The organism is Serratia aquatilis, from assembly GCF_044865145.1.
GTDB lineage: Bacteria > Pseudomonadota > Gammaproteobacteria > Enterobacterales > Enterobacteriaceae > Chania > Chania aquatilis.
The window spans coordinates 1,361,932-1,380,327 of record NZ_CP173186.1 but is presented as its reverse complement, the minus strand read 5'-3'; the positions used below and the strand labels follow the sequence as shown (position 1 = coordinate 1,380,327).

16 protein-coding genes are annotated in these 18,396 nt (G+C 50.5%); 4 read left to right on the top strand and 12 right to left on the bottom strand.

What is annotated here, in order from left to right:
* Positions 1-2: 2 nt before the first annotated feature.
* The 12 genes from fabZ to rpsB all read right to left on the bottom strand — a co-directional run bounded on the left by fabZ (position 3) and on the right by rpsB (position 12,879).
* Positions 3-458 (bottom strand): 3-hydroxyacyl-ACP dehydratase FabZ, encoded by a 456-nt coding sequence (gene fabZ / locus SAQUA_RS06215; RefSeq protein WP_380673905.1) that lies wholly within the window; start codon positions 456-458, stop codon positions 3-5.
* 162 nt (positions 459-620) lie between these two features.
* Positions 621-1,643: a UDP-3-O-(3-hydroxymyristoyl)glucosamine N-acyltransferase gene (lpxD, locus tag SAQUA_RS06210; protein ID WP_380673906.1), complete on the bottom strand. Its 1,023-nt coding sequence runs from the start codon at positions 1,641-1,643 to the stop codon at positions 621-623.
* Between the two features lie 3 nt (positions 1,644-1,646).
* Complete coding sequence (gene skp, locus SAQUA_RS06205) at positions 1,647-2,144, bottom strand: molecular chaperone Skp (protein WP_380673907.1); 498 nt, start codon at positions 2,142-2,144, stop codon at positions 1,647-1,649.
* Positions 2,145-2,304: 160 nt separating this feature from the next.
* A complete protein-coding gene (gene bamA / locus SAQUA_RS06200) occupies positions 2,305-4,749 on the bottom strand; it encodes an outer membrane protein assembly factor BamA (protein ID WP_380673908.1) in 2,445 nt (814 codons plus the stop codon).
* A gap of 35 nt (positions 4,750-4,784) precedes the next feature.
* Complete coding sequence (rseP, locus tag SAQUA_RS06195; RefSeq protein WP_380673909.1) at positions 4,785-6,140, bottom strand: sigma E protease regulator RseP; 1,356 nt, start codon at positions 6,138-6,140, stop codon at positions 4,785-4,787.
* 31 nt (positions 6,141-6,171) lie between these two features.
* Complete coding sequence (cdsA, locus tag SAQUA_RS06190; RefSeq protein WP_380673910.1) at positions 6,172-7,020, bottom strand: phosphatidate cytidylyltransferase; 849 nt, start codon at positions 7,018-7,020, stop codon at positions 6,172-6,174.
* Between the two features lie 9 nt (positions 7,021-7,029).
* A complete protein-coding gene (gene ispU / locus SAQUA_RS06185; protein ID WP_380673911.1) occupies positions 7,030-7,788 on the bottom strand; it encodes a (2E,6E)-farnesyl-diphosphate-specific ditrans,polycis-undecaprenyl-diphosphate synthase in 759 nt (252 codons plus the stop codon).
* Positions 7,789-8,172: 384 nt separating this feature from the next.
* Positions 8,173-9,369 carry a 1-deoxy-D-xylulose-5-phosphate reductoisomerase gene (gene ispC / locus SAQUA_RS06180; protein WP_380673912.1) on the bottom strand — a complete coding sequence of 399 codons (1,197 nt, stop codon included), beginning with the start codon at positions 9,367-9,369 and terminating at the stop codon, positions 8,173-8,175.
* Positions 9,370-9,562: 193 nt separating this feature from the next.
* Entirely contained in the window at positions 9,563-10,120 is a 558-nt protein-coding gene (gene frr, locus SAQUA_RS06175; protein ID WP_380673913.1) for a ribosome recycling factor, read from the bottom strand.
* A 187-nt stretch (positions 10,121-10,307) separates the two neighbouring features.
* The gene (gene pyrH / locus SAQUA_RS06170) at positions 10,308-11,033 is read right to left on the bottom strand and encodes a UMP kinase (protein WP_024910155.1); all 726 of its coding nucleotides are present in this window, start codon (positions 11,031-11,033) and stop codon (positions 10,308-10,310) included.
* A gap of 151 nt (positions 11,034-11,184) precedes the next feature.
* Positions 11,185-12,036 carry a translation elongation factor Ts gene (gene tsf / locus SAQUA_RS06165; RefSeq protein ID WP_380673914.1) on the bottom strand — a complete coding sequence of 284 codons (852 nt, stop codon included), beginning with the start codon at positions 12,034-12,036 and terminating at the stop codon, positions 11,185-11,187.
* Positions 12,037-12,153: 117 nt separating this feature from the next.
* Positions 12,154-12,879 (bottom strand): 30S ribosomal protein S2, encoded by a 726-nt coding sequence (rpsB, locus tag SAQUA_RS06160; protein ID WP_380673915.1) that lies wholly within the window; start codon positions 12,877-12,879, stop codon positions 12,154-12,156.
* 374 nt (positions 12,880-13,253) lie between these two features.
* On the opposite strand from rpsB, the gene map reads away from it, so the two are divergent.
* The 4 genes from map to SAQUA_RS06140 all read left to right on the top strand — a co-directional run bounded on the left by map (position 13,254) and on the right by SAQUA_RS06140 (position 18,337).
* Complete coding sequence (gene map / locus SAQUA_RS06155) at positions 13,254-14,048, top strand: type I methionyl aminopeptidase (protein ID WP_380673916.1); 795 nt, start codon at positions 13,254-13,256, stop codon at positions 14,046-14,048.
* 69 nt (positions 14,049-14,117) lie between these two features.
* The gene (gene glnD / locus SAQUA_RS06150) at positions 14,118-16,796 is read left to right on the top strand and encodes a bifunctional uridylyltransferase/uridylyl-removing protein GlnD (RefSeq protein WP_380673917.1); all 2,679 of its coding nucleotides are present in this window, start codon (positions 14,118-14,120) and stop codon (positions 16,794-16,796) included.
* 42 nt (positions 16,797-16,838) lie between these two features.
* Entirely contained in the window at positions 16,839-17,663 is an 825-nt protein-coding gene (dapD, locus tag SAQUA_RS06145) for a 2,3,4,5-tetrahydropyridine-2,6-dicarboxylate N-succinyltransferase (RefSeq protein WP_380673918.1), read from the top strand.
* Positions 17,664-17,947: 284 nt separating this feature from the next.
* Complete coding sequence (locus SAQUA_RS06140) at positions 17,948-18,337, top strand: DUF3461 family protein (RefSeq protein WP_380673919.1); 390 nt, start codon at positions 17,948-17,950, stop codon at positions 18,335-18,337.
* The last annotated feature ends 59 nt before the right edge of the window (positions 18,338-18,396 follow it).

The following is an 18,396-nucleotide window of genomic DNA, read 5'->3' as shown; positions in this document are numbered from 1 at the left end:
GATTATGCCTCCCGGCTGCGGGCACACATCATGGTTGCTTCGCAGACAATTTTTCCGTCAACGGTTGCCACACCTTTAAAGCGTGTCAGACCACGGCGGGTTTTCTCAAAAGTGACTTCCATAATCATCTGATCGCCAGGCACCACTGGGCGCTTGAAGCGAGCCTCGTCAATACCGGCGAAATAGTACAACTCACCAGGTTCGAGCTTACCGACGCTCTTAAACGCCAGAATACCGGTGGCCTGAGCCATCGCTTCCAGAATAAGTACGCCTGGTAAAATCGGTTTACCAGGGAAATGCCCCTGGAAAAACGGCTCATTAACGGTTACGTTCTTCACTGCACGCAGATACTTGTGCTCTTCGAAATCCAGCACACGATCAACCAGCAAGAATGGGTAACGGTGAGGAAGTAACTCCAAAATTTCTGCAATATCCAGAGTATGAGTTTCAGTAGTCAAAATACTCTTCCTGTTTCTAAAAACTGATGGCATCAACAACACGGCCTGCGTTGACCCCAAAAAGGAGATCATCAGGCAGGCCGCAAATTAACAACTCTTTGCGCTTTTGGCATTACAGCCAACGCGTTTCGTTTTATACCCAGCATGGCGGGCTTATGGCGACTAGTCTTTTCCGACTTTTCGTTCGACAGCTTTCAAGCGTTTGCTAATCTCATCGATATTCATCACCAACGCAGCCGTTTTACGCCAAACCTTGTTGGGTTGTAACGGAATGCCAGAGGAGTATACCCCAGGTTCGGTAATTGGTCGCATAACCATTCCCATCCCGGTGACAACAACCTTGTCAGCAATCTCCATATGACCGTTGATCACACTAGCACCGCCAATCTGACAATAGCGACCAATCTTCAAGCTGCCAGCCATGATCACCCCCCCCGCAACGGCAGTATTCTCACCAATTACCACGTTGTGTGCGATCTGGCACTGGTTATCAATGATAACACCATTCCCAATCTGGGTGTTATCCAACGCACCGCGATCGATAGTGGTGCAGGCACCAATTTCAACACGATCACCAATGATAACCGTCCCTAATTGCGGGATCTTGATCCAGTTTCCACGATCAAAGGCATAGCCAAAACCGTCTGCACCAATCACCGTTCCAGACTGGATCAGGCAGTGCTGGCCGATTTCAACTTCATGATAAATAGTTACATTCGCCCACAGACGCGTACCCGCGCCAATTCGAGCCTGTTTACCGATAAAGCAACCTGGGCCAATAATGACGTTATCACCCAGCTCAGCACCGGACTCGATAACCGCATTCGCCCCCACAGCAACGTTCTTCCCGAGTCGGGCTTCAGGAGAGATCACTGCGCTTGGCGCAATATCTGCAGCCGGTGCCGGGGTGGTATCCATTAATTGCGCCATAAGCGCATAGGTCAGATAAGGGTTTTTAACCACCAGAGCCGCAGAATGGCAATGTGGTAAATCAGCCTCGGTAAGCACAATCGCGCTAGCCTGGCATGAGGCCAATTGAGCTTGGTAGCGGCTGTTTGACAAAAAAGTGATTTGCCCAGCCTGTGCAGAATGCATAGAAGCAATGCCGGTGATGACAATATCGCCATCACCGTGCAATTGTGCATCCAACTGCTGCGCTAAATCAGCCAGTCGAATTGAAGGCATGCGTTATTTAACCTGTTTCAGCACGTCAGCAGTAATATCTTTAGAAGTACCTGCGTAAGCAACCGCATTTGCATCGATTACTACGTCATAACCTTCTTTGCTGGCAACGGCTTTCACTGCATCCTGAATACGGCTCAGGATTTTGTTACGCTCTTCCATCTGGCGGCGACGGTTATCCTGCTCAAAAGCCTGGGCTTTTTGAGAGAACTGCTCACGCTGAGCCATCACATCTTTTTCCATCTTGGTGCGATCGCTGGCTTTCATGGTAGAACCGTCACGCTGCAATTTCTGCATTTTAGTTTGCAGATCGCGTTCCATGTTCTGGAGTTCACCTGCGCGGCCTTTGAACTCATTCTCCAGTTGTTTTGCCACGGTTTCACGTGCAGGCAACTGCTGGAAAATGCTGGAAACGTTTACGACAGCAATCTTGTCAGCTGCCTGAACGCCTGCTGAAGCAGCCATTGCTAAACCGAGGCCTGCGGCACACAACCACTTTTTCACTATAAACTCCTTACCATCACCCGTTTGTGTCATATGACACTTTGAAGTACACAATCTGCCAGACTTATCACATAACACAATGAGAATTCTCTCGCTGTGGTTTGGAATCAGTCTGGCATTTGCGATTCCGTATAACCGTTATGCCCGGTAGTGAAATCTATTACCAAGTTTTACCAATGTTAAACTGGAACTGTTCAGACCTGTCTCCATCGAACTTCTTGAGCGGATCGGCATAGGAGAAGACCAACGGCCCCAGCGGTGACATCCACTGCACGGCAATACCAGCCGAGTAACGGATATTGCTCGCCTTGCTGTAGTCTGGCACACCAAACATACTCGCATCGACAGGTCCGTTTTTCGAATTAACTGTGTTTTGCCATTTGGTATCCCACACGGTACCCGCATCGATAAACAGTGAGGTACGCACTGAGCTGGCATACTTCTCGCTCAGGAACGGCGTCGGCGTAATCAGCTCCAGGCTTGCCACTGCCATGGCGTTACCACCCACAGCATCATTAGAGCCACAGATTGTCTGAGGTAAGCTGCTACCTGGCGCATTCTGACATGTGTACGAGTTGGAATTATAGTACACAGCTTTAGGACCGATCGTGTTGGACTGGAAACCACGCACGGTACTTGAACCACCCGCATAGAAGTTATCGTAGAACGGAACTTCTTTACCACTAAAGCCATCGGCATAGCCCAGACGGCCACGGCCTAACAGGACCCAGGTCTTGTCTTCGTTGATTGGCAAGTACTGTGAACTGTCCAACGTGAACTTATAGTACGAGTTGTCCGAACCAGGAACGGTAACCTTGGTATTAAACGAAGTCCGGTTCCCCGTAGTTGGGAAGAAACCGCGATCGAGGTTGTTATAGGACCAGCCCAGGTTCAGCGCGAAATCGTCCGAGGTATAACTAGCCCGATTGAGATAGTCTGGATTTTCACCGACCGAATTCAGATAACGCCACATGGCAACCTGCGGTTGCATGTCGGACAAGGAGTTATGTACGTAACCCAAGCCAGCGCGCAACGAGTTGTTTTCGTTGATCGGGAAGCCCAGAGTACCGTCTACACCGTAGCTGCTATTGGTATAATCTGACAGATCGGCATTGTTTGCCTTAAAGTCATTGTAGAAGACACGCCCACCCAGACTCACACCATCAACGGTGAAGTAAGGGTTGGTCACCGACAGCTCGGCGTAGGTTTGATAGTCATTCTTGGTTCCACTGATACCAACGGAATAACCTGTACCTAACCAGTTATCTTGCTGAACGCCGGCCTGGAAGCTGATGCCACTTTCGGTACCGTACCCAACACCAAAGTTCAAACTACCTGTGTTACGTTCTTTAACCTTGTAGACAATATCAACCTGGTCGGGAGTTCCTGGAACACGCTGGGTTTCCACGTCCACGGTTTCAAAATACCCCAAACGATTCAGACGTTCCTTACCTTGTTCGACCTGGTCATTACCCAGCCATGCACCTTCCATCTGGCGCATCTCACGGCGTAATACGCTGTCTTTACTGGTATCGTTACCTTCAAACTTGATGCGACGCACGTAGAAACGGTTACCCGCATCAATGTCGATATGCAACTTGACGGTTTTATCCGTGTCATTGATTACAGGTTGAGTCTGTACCCGTGGGTAGGCATAACCATAACGGCCAAACATCTTCTTGATGTTGTCTTCCATTTTGGTCACTTTGGTGCCACTAAACAGTTCACCCGGTTCGACTTTGCTCAACTGAGCCACTTCAGCGGAGTGACCCGCCAGGTTACCATTCACCACCACACCGGAAAGCTTGTACTGATCGCCTTCGGTAATGTTGATGGTGACATAGATACCTTTTTTATCTGGCGTCAAACTTACCTGCGTCGAATCAATGTTGAAACGCGCATAACCGCGATCCAGATAGAAACTGCGCAGGATTTCAAGATCCCCTGCCAGCTTTTGTTTCTGGTATTTGCGATCTGCAACCACATTCCACCACGGCACATCATCACGCAATTGGAAGCGTGAAATCAGTTCATCGTTGGTAAAGGCATGGTTGCCGACAATGTTGATTTGTTGAATCTTGGCAGAAACCCCTTCAGTGAAGACCAACTTCAGGTCAACACGGTTACGCGGTAATGGCGTAACAACGGCTTTCACCGATGCACTGTATTTACCTACGCTGTAGTAGAAGTCTTCCAACCCTTTTTCAATGCTGGATAAGGTGGTGCGGTCGAGTGCTTCACCGACCCGGACGCCAGAGGCCTCCAGGTTTTGCTTGAGCATGTCATCTTTCACCGACTTGTTGCCGGAGAAAGTGATGCTGGCAATGGTGGGACGTTCCTTAACCTGAACAATCAGCGTATTACCATCGCGCAGTACGCGAACGTCCTCGAAGTTGCCAGTGGCAAACAAGGCACGGATGGTATTACTGAGATCATCATCAGAGACGGTATCGCCTACGCGAACCGGCATGTTGAGTAACGCCGCACCGACGGCGACTCGTTGCAGGCCTTCGAAATGAATATCTTTCACTACGAACCCGTCTGCACCGTATACGGTGGCGCTGCCAAACAGCAGCGACGCTATGAGCAACTTTTTCATCGCCATCGTTGTTATGCGTTCTTCCTAACCTGTCCCCGCCCCTAAAGGCGAGAAAAATCATTGAAAAGTGCAAGACCCATTAACAGTACCAGCAAGATCGAACCAATGCGGTAACTGTAGTCCTGTACCCGCTCAGAAACTGGCCCCCCTTTCAGCTTTTCTATCGCCAGAAAGAGAAGATGCCCACCATCTAATATCGGTAATGGGAATAGGTTTATGATCCCCAAGTTGACGCTAATCAACGCGAGAAACATCATGTAATATATAAACCCACCCTCTGCTGACGCCCCAGCTCCCTGTGCAATGGAAATCGGGCCACTCAGGTTGTTCAGCTTTACATCACCGGTAATTAATTTACCCAACATGCTGACCGTAAGCCGCATCAGTTGCCAGGTCTTATCCCCAGCCTGATAAAGCGCTGGGAACGGTCCATACTGGCGAATCGTTTTATACTCGTCCGGTATCGGTAACACTTTCGGAATAATGCCGGCAAAACCGACTACTTTGTCTTTTCCCACCGGTTTTGTATCCGGTATCAGCGTCAAAGACAAGGGGTTACCGTTTCTTTCAATCCCTAAAACCAACGGTTGACCGGGTCCATTGTAGATCCGTTTGGCTAACGTTGCCCAACGCCCAAGCAACTGACCATCGACTTTAACGATCCTATCCCCTGCTTGTAAACCTGCCTTTTGTGCGGCAGACCCAGCTTGAACTTCAGCCAGCACCGATTCAATCTGCGGGCCACGCGGGATCATTCCCAAAGAACGTACAGGGTCTTCTTTATCCGGCTCAAAGCTCCATTGGTGCAAATCGAGGGTTTTATTCGCCACCGCCGCAGCACCAAAGGCTGAAACCCCAACCTCGGTTTGCGCATCACCAATCTTGCTGACCAGCGCCAGACGAACAGATTCCCAATCAGGCGTTTCGATACCGCCAACTGACTTAAGTTCCATACCTGAGGAAATTTCTGCTTTCGCAGCAATTGATTGCGGCACGATTTCGCCAATTATCGGGCGATAACTTGGCACACCGATAACAAACACCACCCAATAGGCGAAAATGGCGAACAGAAAGTTAGCAATAGGGCCCGCGCTGACAATCGCCGCACGTTGCCAGACCGTTTTATTATTGAATGCTTGATGGCGAATCTCCGGTGCGACCGTTTCAGCACGCTCATCCAGCATTTTCACGTAGCCGCCCAGCGGGATCATGGCAACGACAAACTCAGTACCCTGACGATCGGTTCGGCGCCACAATGCGCGACCAAAACCAATCGAGAAACGCTCTACACGAACACCACAGCGGCGAGCCACCCAAAAGTGCCCAAACTCATGTACAGTGATCAATATCCCCAGAGCGATAATAAATGCGACCAAGTTCCAGAGCATGCCGATCATATAATCCTTTCACTCCCCCGCCGATGACGGATTAAAACACTAATAGCATCAAGCAGGCAAATACCGGCACAGCTGCGGTCAGGCTGTCTATACGATCCAGTATGCCGCCATGCCCAGGTATCAAATGACCACTATCTTTGATCCCGGCTTCACGCTTGAACATACTCTCGGTAAGATCGCCCAAAACCGAAGCCAATACGGCAATAATTGAACAGATCAGTAGCGTCATTGGTTCTAGGCTTAGTGGAGCATAACGACCAAATAACCAGGAAATTACGGCGGAAGTTACCAGCCCTCCGATCAGCCCTTCCCAGGTTTTACCCGGAGAAACTCTCGGCGCCAGTTTGTGTTTGCCAAACAGCTTGCCAAACATGTAGGCACCAGAATCAGCCCCCCAGACCAATACCATAACGTACAGCAGCCACCATGCGCCGGTAAAATGATTGTTCACATAGTCGAACTGGCGCAAAGCCAACATGCCCCAGAAAAACGGCACAATCGTCAACAAACCGAATATCAGGCGCAACGGGCGCGAATTACGCCATAGCGCTGCAGAACGGGGATAGAATAGCACCAATAGCAGAGCCGCCAGCCACCATACCAATGACAGCCACAGTGGCCCCCCGATCATCAATTGGTGAACCGAGTGGTGATAGGCAGGAACGCTGAGCATCATCAGCGCCAGCAGGAAACCGCATATTATCGCTAACCAGATACGCTGAGAGCGTTCTACATAACCAGCTAGCTGCCCCCATTCCCAGGCAGCCAACATGCACACAGCGAGTGTTACCAGAGCAAAAGCCAGCGGTGGCAGGAAAAACAGCGCAGCAATAACTACCGGAATTAAAATCAGAGCCGTTATGAGGCGATACTTCAGCAAAAGTTCCCCCTAGGACACATTGGCGTCAATAGGTGTTGTTCCCCCAAAGCGACGCTCGCGTTGTGCAAATGCATTCAGCGCACCTTCAAAGACAAGTTCATCAAAATCTGGCCAGAGTACATCAGTAAAGTAAAGCTCAGCGTAAGCAATTTGCCACAGCAAGAAGTTACTTATGCGATGTTCGCCTCCGGTACGAATCACTAAATCCACGGGTGCCAGATCGCTCATACAGACGCGATCGCTCAGCAACTCTTCGCTGATCTGATCCGGACGCAATACCCCATCTTGGACTTGCTCGGCCAGTTCCCTTACTCCCTGGATGATATCCCAACGCCCGCCATAATTAGCAGCAACATTAAGTGTCAGACCATCGTTGTTCTCTGTCAGTTGCTCGGAGCGGTGGATCCGCTCTTGCAGACGCGTACTGAAACGGCTGATATCACCTATCACACGAAGTCTGACGTTATGTTTATGCAGGCTTTTTACTTCACTGTCCAGAGCACGAACAAAAAGCTCCATCAAGGCAGAGACTTCCTGCGCAGGACGGTTCCAGTTTTCGCTGCTGAAGGCATAAAGCGTGAGCGCATCCAGATGGTTGCTGGCTGCAAAGCTGACAGCTCGCCGAACTGATTTCACTCCTGCTTTATGACCGAAGACACGTAATTTGCCCTGACGTTTAGCCCAGCGCCCATTGCCGTCCATAATAATTGCGACATGCCGGGGTCCTTGAGCAAATAGATTAGCTTCTTGTTGGTTTGCGGGCGACATAACTCGTACTTATTTCCTCAATATAAACACAACAGCCTTTCCGGAACTTCGGGCCTTGCGCGCAAAAAAAGCCGTGTGCCTGACACAGCTTTTCAGTCTGCTCACCTTGCGCCCTGAGGACTGCCGGGAAAGATTGGCATAAGTAGGCTCGCTATCTTAAATGCTGCAGCTCTCAATTGGCTGCAGTTTAAAAGATGAACGGGTACACCAATCAGGCCATTATTCAACGGTATACCCGCTGACAGATGACACAGACTATACCACCTCCGCGAAGCCTGAACAAACAGCCCCATAGCCGTGCGCGCACTTTGCAAACAAAATCAGACAATGTACCAAGCTCTGTTTGGCAATCAACCGCGGTTAAAACGAAACATAGTCTTTTGATTAAACACGTAATGAGCGAACGAAACCGCTAGCCATCTCACGGGCCTGACGATCAATATCTAAAACCATATCAATACATGTCGGCTCCTGTAGCGCCAAGCATTCAACAACTTTTTGGTTAACTACAGAAATATCAGTAAAACGAATTTGCTCTTGTAAGAATGCCGCTACGGCGATCTCATTGGCAGCATTAAGCGCAGTGGTTGCAGCTTGCCCAGCTTCGAAAGCATCAATCGCCAAATACAGGCAAGGATAGCGACCACGTTCGGGTTCAGAGAAGGTTAGCGACCCGATACGGCAGAAATCGAGCGCAGCGACCCCGGAATTGACCCGCTGCGGATAAGCCATCGCATGGGCAATAGGTGTGCGCATATCTGGCGTTCCCAGTTGGGCTAGCACGCTGCCATCTGTATAGCGCACCATGGAGTGGATCACCGATTGAGGATGTAAAATAACTTCCATTTGTTCAGCAGAAGCATTAAACAACCAGCGTGCTTCAATATATTCCAGACCTTTATTCATCATGGTGGCGGAATCCACCGAGATTTTGCGCCCCATAGACCAGTTAGGGTGAGCACAGGCCTGATTCGGTGTCATAGCAACCAACTGTTCCAACGGTGTGGTGCGGAACGGGCCACCAGACCCTGTAAGAACAATGCGCGAGACGCCATGTTCTTCCAGTGAGGCCGAGCCTAGCTGACGCTGAATACTTTCCGGCAAACTCTGGAAAATGGCATTGTGCTCGCTGTCGAGGGGCAGCAGTTGTGCCTGGCTTTTTTGTACCGCGTCCATAAACAGGCGGCCACAGGTCACCAATGATTCTTTGTTTGCCAGCAGAACCTGTTTACCCGCACGAATGGCCGCTAAGGTAGGCAAAAGCCCTGCTGCACCAACAATAGCCGCGGTAACCTGATCGACATCATCCAGCGCCGCCAGTTCGCAGGCAGCCTGCTCGCCAACCAGCACTTCAGTTTTCACACCGTTTTCCGCCAATAGGGCTCGTAACTCGCTCGCGGATTTTTCATCGGCCATTGCCACATAGTCAGGATGGAACTCGATGCACTGTTGCGCCATTACCGCCACATTATGGCCAGCTACCAGCGCTTTGATCGCAAAAAGGTCGGGATTCGCCCTGACAACGGCCAGGGTGCTGGTGCCCACAGAACCGGTGGAGCCCAGAATAGTCAGTTGCTTCATGAGTTCGCTCTGAATCACTGTATAATGAGGTCGGAGGTGTTCCAGTGTGTAACCGGAATCACAGCTTGTCCATACCCTTGTCATTCAAACTGCAACGCATTATCTGTGCGCACAGATAACCGGAAGTATGACAAGTATATGCACAAAAAATAAAGCGCCGCTCAAGCGACGCTTTATTGATGCTCGATGGCGATTAGAAATCCATCAACTCTTTTTCTTTGTCTGCCAGAGCAGCATCAAGCAGCTTGATGTATGCATCGGTCATTTTCTGAATGTCTTCTTGCGAACGGCGATCTTCGTCTTCGCTGATTTGTTTGTCTTTCAGCAGCGCTTTAACTTTATCGTTGGCGTCGCGACGTACGTTACGTACGGCAACGCGGCCCTGCTCGGCCTCACCACGTACTACCTTGATCAGATCCTTACGGCGCTCTTCCGTCAGCGGAGGAAGTGGAACACGGATCACAGTACCGGCAGAGTTGGGATTCAGACCAAGATCGGAAGACATGATCGCTTTTTCAACCGCTGAGCCCAGAGAACGATCAAATAGGTTGATCGCCAGAGTGCGGGAATCTTCAACGGTCACGTTGGCCAGTTGGCGCAACGGCGTTGCAGAACCGTAGTACTCAACCATAATACCATCCAGAATAGATGGGGAAGCACGGCCAGTACGGATCTTGCTGATTTGGTTTTTGAATGCTTCTACGCTTTTTTCCATACGCGTATCAGCATCTTTTCTGATTTCATTAATCACGTTGCGAACCCTTGGAAGCTGGTTACTTGGCAGGCAATACCCGAATATCCCCCTCGATTATCAAACCACTGCGTTGATGGCTGCGGCTTGAAATCCGTAGGGTTAAAGTATAACCCGTGTATTTTACTCAAGAGGAGCAAACCTCGCCTGGCGATATCTGCTCCCGCTAAATTTGGCCGAACAGCCGTTATTTGGTGATCAGTGTACCTTCGTTTTCACCCATTACCACGCGACGCAGCGCACCGGGCTTGTTCATATTGAACACTCGGATTGGCAAGCCGTGATCACGAGCAAGCGTAAACGCCGCCAGATCCATGACTTTCAGTTCCCGTTCCAATACATCCTGATAAGTTAACTGCTCGAACAGCGTTGCATCCGGGTTTTTCACTGGATCAGCAGAGTATACACCATCGACTTTAGTTGCTTTCAATACCACATCGGCTTCAATTTCGATCCCACGCAAGCAGGCCGCAGAATCGGTGGTAAAGAATGGGTTACCGGTACCCGCGGAGAAAATCACCACGCGGTTGTTACGCAGCAGGCTGATCGCTTCTGCCCAACTGTAATTATCACACACGCCATTCAATGGAATTGCAGACATCAGGCGGGCGTTCACATAGGCACGGTGCAGTGCATCACGCATAGCCAGGCCGTTCATCACGGTAGCCAGCATTCCCATGTGATCGCCCACTACGCGATTCATGCCAGCTTGTGCCAGGCCCGCACCACGGAAAAGGTTGCCACCGCCAATAACTACACCGACTTGAATGCCCAGTTCGACCAGCTCTTTAACTTCCTGAGCCATGCGATCCAAAACGCTGGCGTCGATCCCGAAACCTTCTGCACCTTGCAGGGCTTCGCCACTCAGTTTGAGCAGAATACGCTGATAAACGGGTTTTGCATTGGTTGCCATGGTGTTCTGTCCTAAGAAGCAGTAATAGTATTGGAGGTTTTAGCGGTACGATACGCCGTACTATGCTGAGTATAGTCGCACAAAGCGGCCATCAGTTTATCTCTGGCTGGATAGAATGGAACCGCCCTAACGGCGGTTCCATTAACAGGCATTAAGACTGTTTGCTCATTGCTGCAACTTCAGCAGCAAAATCGGTTTCAACTTTCTCGATGCCCTCACCCACTTCAAAGCGGATGAAGTTGATCACGTCGGCATTGCGCTCTTTCAGCAACTGACCAACAGTTTTGCTCGGGTCAATAACGAAAGGCTGACCGGTCAGAGAAACTTCGCCGGTGAATTTCTTCATGCGGCCTTCAACCATTTTCTCTGCGATTTCTTTCGGCTTGCCAGACTGCATAGCGATGTCCAACTGAACCTGGTACTCTTTTTCTACCACTTCAGCAGACACATCTTCAGGCTTCACGAACTCAGGCTTGCTTGCCGCAACGTGCATAGCCAGTTGCTTAACCAGCTCTTCATCAGCGCCTTTGGCTGCAACCAGAACACCGATACGCGCGCCGTGCAGATAGCTACCCAGCACTTCGCCTTCCAGGGAAGCAACACGGCGGATGTTGATGTTCTCACCGATTTTTGCCACCAGGGCTACACGCTCTTCTTCGAACTGCGCTTTCAGGACTTCAACATCAGTGATTTTGCCTGCAACAGCTGCATCCAGTACTTTTTCAGCAAAAGCCTGGAAGCCGCCATCTTTGGCAACGAAGTCAGTCTGGCAGTTAACTTCCAGGATCATGGCGTAGTTGCCTTCGATCCGGGTTTTGATCACGCCGTCAGCAGCAACGTTACCTGCCTTTTTAGCCGCTTTGATAGCGCCAGACTTACGCATGTTTTCGATTGACAGCTCGATGTCGCCATTGGCTTCGATCAGCGCTTTTTTACAATCCATCATGCCTGCGCCAGTACGCTCACGCAGTTCTTTTACCAGAGCAGCAGTAATATCAGCCATTTATTTTTCCTCGGTTATCTCACGTGGAGATAGTTCTCATTCAGATAAGCAAAGGGGGCCTTTAAAGGCCCCCCTAACCAACATATTCAATACCTGGTTAATAAGGGCTTGACCTTATTATTCAGCTTCTACGAAGCTTTCTTCCGCCTGAACGGCCAGATCTTGAGAACGACCTTCACGGACGGCGGTAGCAACAGCACCCAGATACAATTTGATTGCACGGATTGCGTCGTCGTTACCAGGGATGATGAAGTCAACGCCGTCTGGATCGGAGTTGGTATCAACGATAGAGAATACCGGGATACCCAGGTTGTTGGCTTCTTTGATCGCGATGTGTTCGTGATCGGCATCGATAACAAACAGAGCGTCTGGCAGACCACCCATGTCCTTGATACCACCCAGAGAATTTTCCAGCTTGTCCAACTCACGGGTGCGCATCAGCGCTTCTTTCTTGGTCAGCTTGTCGAAGGTGCCGTCTTGAGACTGAATTTCCAGATCTTTCAAACGTTTGATTGACTGACGAACGGTTTTCCAGTTAGTCAGCATGCCGCCCAACCAGCGATGGTTCACAAAGAACTGGTCGCAGTTGTTAGCATACTCTTTTACCGCTTCGCTTGCTGCGCGCTTGGTACCAACGAACAGGATCTTGCCTTTACGGGAAGAGATCTTGGTCAGTTCAGCCAGTGCTGCGTTGGCCATTGGTACGGTTTTTTCCAGGTTGATGATGTGAACCTTGTTACGAGCACCGAAGATGAAAGGCTTCATTTTCGGGTTCCAGTAACGGGTCTGGTGACCAAAGTGTACACCAGCCTGGAGCATGTCGCGCATGGAAACAGTTGCCATGATTAAACCTCTATAGAATGATTGGGGTTATGCCTCCACGTATCCCATAACGCCGACCCGGACAATGGCATAGGCCATCTCAAGGCACCCCGGCGAATGTGTCGATACGTGTGTGTTATTTACACAATGTGAGTGCAGTTTAAAGTATTTTCGGCCACATTCGCATCCAGCCACAAAGGCCACAAAAATAAAGATGCGGATCTGCCGGCGCGCTTTATACCATAAACCAGCCTCCGGCACCAACTTTTGTTGTATTCAGTATGGTGGTCGGAAATGAAATTTGGCAGCCTTGGGAAGGGCTGATACCATAAGCCAATGCCTTTCTTTTTACTGTCGACACTGTCGACGATACCGACACCTGTGGACTCATTTTCATGGCAATTTCAATTAAAACACCTGATGACATTCAGAAAATGCGCATTGCGGGCCGTCTGGCCGCGGAAGTGCTGGAAATCATCGAGCCGCACGTTAAACCCGGCGTAACAACCGGTGAACTGGACAGGATCTGTCACGAATATATCACCGATGTACAACAGGCCATTTCCGCCTGTCTGGGCTATCATGGTTTCCCTAAATCCGTGTGTATTTCGGTGAACGAAGTCGTCTGCCATGGTATTCCAAGCGATGACAAAGTGCTGAAGGATGGGGATATCGTCAATATAGACGTCACCGTGATCAAAGACGGGTTTCATGGTGATACCTCCAAAATGTTCATCGTTGGTAAACCCACCATTCTGGGCGAACGCCTGTGCCGCGTAACCCAGGAAAGCCTCTATCTGGCGCTGAAGATGGTAAAACCCGGTATTCGGTTACGCACATTGGGCAAGGCTATCCAGCAATATGTTGAAGCCGAGAAATTCTCGGTAGTGCGCGAATACTGTGGCCACGGTATCGGGGAAGTATTCCACGAGGAGCCGCAGGTACTACATTACGATGCCGATGATGGTGGCGTGGTGCTGCAGCCGGGCATGGCTTTCACTATTGAGCCTATGGTTAATGCCGGTGATTATCGCATCCGCACCATGAAAGATGGCTGGACGGTAAAAACCAAAGATCGCAGCTTGTCGGCACAGTACGAGCATACTATTGTGGTCACTGATAACGGCTGCGAAATAATGACGTTGCGCAAGGATGACACTATCCCCAATATCATTACGCACGAACAGTAAGAACCGCAGCTGATGCTGCCACTCTTGTGACAAGCCGGCTACTGCCGGCTTTTTTATGGGCTGTAAATCATGTCTGAAAATCATCATGAGCCAGAGAACTCCGTCGTTAAGCAACAGGCCGTTCCACAGCCGCCGGAATCTCCTAATACATACAGCGATGAAGAGATTAACTGGATTGCGCTGAAGCAGCGCCTTGAACAGTTCCAACAGTGGCAGGCTACGGCTTTCAATGCTGGCTCAAGTGCTGAAAGTCTGGTTGCAGGTCGCAGCGAATTCATCGATCGGTTATTGCGCCGGTTGTGGCAGTTCTACGGCTTTGACGCTTTTCCTGACACGGCGCTGGTTGCCGTGGGGGGTTATGGGCGGGGGGAATTGCACCCACTGTCTGATATTGACGTCCTGGTACTCAGCCAGACACGTCTGAATGAACAGCAAGCCGCTCGCGTCGGCGAATTTATTACTCTGCTGTGGGATCTGAAACTTGAGGTTGGGCACAGCGTTCGCACGCTGGAAGAGTGCCTGTTGGAAGGCCTTGCCGATCTGACTGTCGCCACCAACCTGATCGAGTCGCGGATGATTTGCGGCGATGTCGCCCTGTTCTTGCAAATGCAGAAGCACATTTTCAGCGACGGATTCTGGCCTTCGCCAAAATTCTTTGATGCCAAAGTGATTGAACAGCAGGAACGCCACCAGCGTTATCACGGCACCAGCTATAACCTGGAACCCGATATAAAGAGCAGCCCTGGTGGGTTGCGCGATGTCCATACGCTGCTTTGGGTTGCTCGCCGCCATTTCGGAGCGACATCGCTGGATGAAATGGTTGGTTTTGGTTTCCTGACTCAGGCTGAGCGAAGCGAATTGAACGAATGCCTGAGTTTCCTTTGGCGAATTCGCTTTGCGCTGCACCTGGTGCTATCACGCTATGACAACCGCCTGTTATTTGATCGCCAACTCAGCGTGGCTCAATTACTGCGTTATCAAGGGGAAGGCAATGCACCGGTAGAACGTATGATGAAGGATTTCTATCGCATGACGCGCCGGGTCAGCGAACTAAACCACATGTTGCTGCAGCTATTTGATGAAGCGATCCTGGCGCTGGATACCACGGAAAAGCCGCGCCCGTTGAACGATGAGTTTCAATTGCGTGGCAATCTGATCGATCTGCGCGACGAAACACTGTTTATGCGCCATCCTGAAGCCATTATGCGCATGTTCTACCTGATGGCGCGCAACCGTGAGATCAACGGTATCTACTCTACGACCGTACGCCAGTTACGCCACGCGCGCCGCCACCTGGCACAGCCCTTATGCACCATTCCTGAAGCAAGAGAGCTGTTTATGGCCATTCTGCGTCACCCCGGCGCGGTTTCCCGAGCCCTAGTCCCGATGCATCGTCATAGTGTACTGTGGGCTTATATGCCGCTATGGGGCAATATTGTCGGCCAGATGCAGTTCGACCTGTTCCATGCTTACACCGTTGATGAACATACCGTTCGCGTGTTGCAAAAACTGGAAAGCTTTGCCGATGAAAAAACACGCCCTCGCCACCCATTGTGTGTGGAGCTTTATCCTCGTCTACCTCAGCCTGAATTGCTGTTGCTGGCTGCGTTATTTCACGATATTGCCAAAGGCCGTGATGGCGATCACTCCATACTTGGTGCTCAGGATGCGCTTGAGTTCGCAGAATTACATGGATTGAACTCGCGTGAGACCCAATTGGTCTCCTGGTTGGTACGCTGCCACCTGTTGATGTCCGTAACAGCACAGCGGCGCGACATTCAGGACCCAGCCGTTATTCAGCAATTCAGCAGCGAAGTGCAGAGTGAAACGCGGCTGCGCTATCTTATTTGTCTGACGGTTGCCGACATCTGTGCCACCAACGAGACGTTATGGAACAGTTGGAAGCAGAGCCTGTTGCGTGAGCTGTACTTTGCCACCGAGAAACAGTTGCGGCGCGGTATGCAAAACACCCCGGATCTACGTGAGCGCGTTCGCCACCATCGTTTGCAGGCACTGGCTCTGTTGCGTATGGATAATATTGATGAAGAGGCTCTGCACCGTATCTGGAGCCGTTGCCGCGCCGATTACTTCCTGCGGCATTCTCCCAATCAACTTGCATGGCACGCACGCCACCTGCTAGCCCATGACCTGACCAAGCCTCTGGTATTGGTCAGCCACCAGGCAACACGCGGGGGAACCGAGATTTTCATCTGGAGCCCCGATCGCCCTTACTTATTTGCCGCCGTTGCGGGTGAAATGGATCGCCGTAATCTCAGCGTGCATGACGCACAGATCTTCACTAACCGTGACGGCATGGCCATGGACACATTTATCGTACTGGAGCCGGATGGCAGCCCGTTGGCACAAGACCGTCATGCGACCATACGTCATGCCCTGGAACAGGCGATCACCCAGCGAGAGTACCAACCACCGCGTGCGCGTCGTCCATCGTCCAAGTTGCGTCATTTCAGCGTACCAACCGAAGTCAGCTTTCTGCCTGCCCAAAACGATCGCCGCAGCTACATGGAGTTGACTGCCCTCGATCAGCCTGGTCTGCTGGCGCGTGTAGGGGAAGTCTTTGCCGACCTTAGGCTTTCATTACATGGTGCTCGCATTTCTACCATCGGTGAACGCGTTGAGGATTTGTTCATCCTCGCCGACAGCGATCGGCGTGCCCTAAGTCCTGAAATGCGCAGAAAGTTGGAACAACGGTTGACACAGGCCCTCAATCCAACCGATAAAATGTGATACAAGTAACCTTTCGTAAATAAAATCAGGACAGAGATCAGAATGCAGCAATTACAAAACGTTATTGAAAGCGCCTTCGAACGCCGTGCAGAAATTACTCCGGCCAACGTAGACACTGTGACACGTGAAGCGGTAAACCAGGCGATCGCCCTACTGGACAGCGGTGTTCTGCGCGTTGCCGAGAAGATCGATGGCCAGTGGGTAACGCATCAGTGGCTGAAAAAAGCCGTGCTGCTCTCTTTCCGCATCAACGACAATAAAGTCATGGAGGGTTCCGAAACCCGCTATTACGACAAAGTGCCGATGAAATTCGCTGACTACGACGATGCACGCTTCCAGAAAGAGGGCTTCCGGGTAGTCCCACCAGCCAGTGTCCGCCAGGGTGCATTTATCGCACGCAACTGCGTATTGATGCCTTCTTACGTCAACATTGGTGCCTACGTGGATGAAGGCACAATGGTAGATACCTGGGCAACCGTCGGTTCCTGTGCGCAGATTGGTAAAAACGTTCACCTGTCTGGCGGCGTTGGCATCGGTGGCGTGTTGGAACCGCTGCAGGCCAATCCAACCATCATTGAAGACAATTGTTTCATTGGCGCTCGTTCAGAAGTGGTTGAAGGTGTAATCGTTGAAGAAGGTTCTGTGATCTCCATGGGCGTTTATCTGGGGCAAAGCACCCGTATTTTCGACCGTGAAACTGGTGAAGTGCACTATGGCCGAGTGCCTGCCGGTTCCGTGGTCGTTTCTGGTAACCTGCCTTCCAAAGATGGTTCATACAGCCTGTATTGCGCGGTTATCGTCAAGAAAGTTGATGCCAAGACGCGCGGAAAAGTCGGGATCAATGAGTTATTACGATCCATCGACTAATATTGAATGGCGGGTGATTCACCCGCCATTTTTTTATCTTCATCATGTGAACCGTCACAATCTCTGGTGACTGTTTTCGCCATAATCTCTGGTAGTTATTCCTACCGGATTTGATACTTGCGGTGAGTTAAACTGCAAATTAGATAACAACTGGAATACCCTATGGATTTCAAGTTGCGGCCAGATAGCAAGATGAACTTACCTGTGGTTGGCTCAATAAGGTCAACATTGCTGCGGCTTGAAAAACGGCAGGGGCTTAAAGTTAATTAAAAGGTGGCGCGATTATGTATGACAACCTGAAAAGCTTAGGAATCAACCAACCGGAAGATATTGATCGCTACAGCCTGCGTCAGGAGGCCAATAACGACATCCTTAAAATTTACTTCCGCAAAGACAAAGGCGAATTCTTTGCTAAAAGCGTGAAGTTCAAATACCCGCGCCAGCGCAAGACCGTGGTGGCTGACAATGCTGGCCAAGGCTATAAAGAAATCCATGAAATCAACCCAAACCTACGCTATGTGATTGATGAGCTGGATCAGCTATGCCACCGAGATCAGGTAGAAGTCGATTTAAAACGTAAAATCCTGGATGACCTTCACCATCTGGAAAGCGTCGTCTCCAACAAAATTGCCGAGATCGAATCCGATCTGGAAAAACTGACCCGCGGTAAATAACGCTAACTTGATTTACTGTGTGCCAACAGGCTCACATTTTTATTTATTTACTCTGTGGT